Below are 2598 nucleotides of genomic sequence, written 5' to 3'. Positions count from 1 at the left end.
GTGCGCATACGACGAAGGCCGCCTGATTGACGCATGCGCGCGGGCGTGGGAGCTGTATGACAGCGTTGGGTGAAGGTCAGGCGGCTTGCTGATCGTCGGGCTTGCCGGCTTGGGGCAGAGGCTTCCATTCCCAGGGCAGCAGTTCGTGCAGATGCGATGCAGGAAGATCGGCGATACGGGCTAGGACGTCGGCGAGCCAGGCTTTGGGATCGACGTCGTTCAGGCGACAGGTCGTGATCATCGTCAGCATGATGGCGGCGCGGTCGGCGCCGCGCAGGCTGCCGGCGAAGGTCCAGTTGCGCCTTCCCAAGGCGATGCCGCGCAACGCTCTTTCGGCGGCGTTATTGCTGAGGCAGATCCTGCCATCGTCGAGGAAGCGGGCAAAGTCGTTCCAGCGCCTGAGCATGTAATTCATGGGCTTCAGGACCTCGGAGGAGCGCGAGAGGGTTTCTCGCTCGCGCAGCAGCCAGGCGTGCATGTCGTCGAGCAGCGGCTTGCTTCTCTCCTGGCGCACGGCACGGCGCGCGTCGGCGCTGCGGCCGTTGATGGCGCGCTCGATCTCGAACAACGCATCGAGGCGTCTGACCGCCTCCAGCGCGATCGGGGAGACCGGTTTGCCCTTGCTGCCTTCCCTGGCGTTCTTCTCGATGTCGGCCAGCTCGAAGAAGCCTCGCCGCGCATGGGCGAAGCAGAATGCCGGCGTGATCGGCATCGCTTTCCTTTGCGGGTCGAACAAGGGCTCGAAGCCGCTATAGCAATCCGCCTGCAGGATACCGGCGAAGGCGGCCAGATGCTTCTGGGGATGCTCGCCCCGTCGGTCGCTCGAGGCGTAATAGATCGCCGCCGGCGGCGCAGGTCCACCGTAGGGCCGATCGTCGCGCACATAGGTCCAGATCCGGCCGGTCGTGCACTTGCTCTTGGCCAGGATGCGGATGGTGGTGTCGTCGCCATGCAGGCGCTCGGCCGACAGCACATGGCGTTCGATCAGCAGGAGGAGCGGCATGACGGCGAAGGTCCCGTGGCCGACCTGGTCGGCCAGCGTCGACAGCGGCAGGTCGATCTTCTCGGCCTTAAAGCGCACACTCTGGCGGTTGAGCGGGATATGCATGCCGAACTTGTCGAACAGGATCGTCGCCAGTAATTGCGGACCGATGAAGCCGCGCGGCGTGGCATGGAACGGCGCCGGCGGCTGGCTGATCTTCTCGCAATCGCGGCAGGTGAACTTCTCCCGTACCGTCTCGATGACCTTAAACCGGCGCGGAATCTCCTCCAAGGTCTCGGTCACATCCTCGCCAATCTTCGCCAGCCGCGATCCGCCGCAGCAGGCGCAGATCGTTGGAGCCTCGATGACGACGCGCTCGCGTTCGATGTCATCCGGCCAGGGCTTGCGCACCGGCCGCCTGCGCGTGAAGGCGCGCACGCTCTGGACTTTCGCCGCCGCGGCCCGCGCGGCTAGTTCATCCTCGCTCGCCGTGGTGACGAGTTCTTCGAGCTCCAATTCCAGCTGCTCGAGCAGCCGTGACGTGCGCTCGGAGCGCTGCCCGTACAGTTCGCGCTTGAGCTTCTCGATCCGCAGCTCGAGATGCGCGATCAGCGCCGCGTTATCCGACAGCTCCGCTCGCGCACTGGCAGCCATCGCCTCGGCTCGCAGCCGCGCCTCACGCTCGGCCTGCAGCGCTGCCAGTGCACTGACAAGGTCCGATGGAAGGTCGTCCGGCTTCGATATCATGAAGCCATTGAATCAGATCAAGCAGCAGATTCAAACCCAAAACACCTATCCGACCCGCGTCGGACGCCGGGTTTCTTGAGGGTTGCGCCAATCGATTCCGGACAACAGGTAGCTCATCTGTGCCGGCGAGATCGTCACCGCTTCGCCCGCAACCGAGGGCCAGATGAACCTTCCTCTCTCGAGTCTTTTGGTGAACAGGCATGCTCCTTGGCCATCGTGCCAGATCACCTTCACAAGATCGCTCCGGCGACCGCGGAAGACAAACAGATGACCGCTGAGCGGGTCTTTGCGCAGCACCTCCTGCACTTGGAGTGCCAACGACGGAAAGCCTCGGCGCATGTCCGTGTAGCCTGTCGCGAGCCACACTCGCGCACCCGTCGGAACCGGAATCATCGGCGGACCAAAGCATCGAGAACGCGACGTAAGGCGTCTCCATCAACGTCGCCATCGACCCGGATGCGGTGCCCGCTACCCAGATCAATCTCGATAATGCCCAAGCTCTTCCGTCGACGCGCCGCCGTCGTCGTCAATGGCGCTTCGGCCACCTCCCGCGGCGGCACAGACGGCCCAATCTCGACCGGCACGAACGGCGCAATACTCGCTTCACCGTGCTTGCAAAGCTCTTTGCGCCACCTGAACAGCTGGCTCACATGAAGGCCGGCCATCCGAGCCACCTCGGAAACACTGGCTCCGGGCTCGAGCGATGCTGCAACAAGCCGTTCCTTCTCATCCTGCGACCACCGGCGCCGCCGCTCTACCGATGTGATCACCTCCGCCCTCGAAATCGTCATAGCGCTTCTCCTAGGATTACCCCTAGGACCTGCAGCGATCGCGTTCGTCAAACAAGGCGGCACTCAATGGAGGGATAC

At 63.9% G+C, this 2598-nt stretch carries 3 protein-coding genes; all 3 read right to left on the bottom strand.

What is annotated here, in order from left to right; translation table 11 throughout:
• Nucleotides 1-76 precede the first annotated feature (76 nt).
• The 3 genes from tnpC to tnpA are packed head-to-tail and all read right to left on the bottom strand — an operon-like array spanning nt 77 to nt 2520.
• Nucleotides 77-1729 carry an IS66 family transposase gene (gene tnpC, locus CVM73_RS38570; RefSeq protein WP_100236923.1) on the bottom strand — a complete coding sequence of 551 codons (1653 nt, stop codon included), beginning with the start codon at nt 1727-1729 and terminating at the stop codon, nt 77-79.
• A 45-nt stretch (nt 1730-1774) separates the two neighbouring features.
• Nucleotides 1775-2122, bottom strand: coding sequence for an IS66 family insertion sequence element accessory protein TnpB (gene tnpB, locus CVM73_RS38565; protein WP_100236922.1), 348 nt, complete (start codon nt 2120-2122; stop codon nt 1775-1777).
• Nucleotides 2119-2520, bottom strand: a complete 402-nt coding sequence (tnpA, locus tag CVM73_RS38560; RefSeq protein WP_100236921.1) for an IS66-like element accessory protein TnpA — start codon at nt 2518-2520, stop codon at nt 2119-2121. The genes tnpB and tnpA overlap by 4 nt, the downstream gene beginning before the upstream one ends.
• Between the last annotated feature and the right edge of the window lie 78 nt (nt 2521-2598).

Source organism: Bradyrhizobium forestalis (assembly GCF_002795245.1).
GTDB classification, from domain to species: Bacteria; Pseudomonadota; Alphaproteobacteria; order Rhizobiales; family Xanthobacteraceae; genus Bradyrhizobium; species Bradyrhizobium forestalis.
This window is presented reverse-complemented; position numbering and strand designations above follow the sequence as displayed.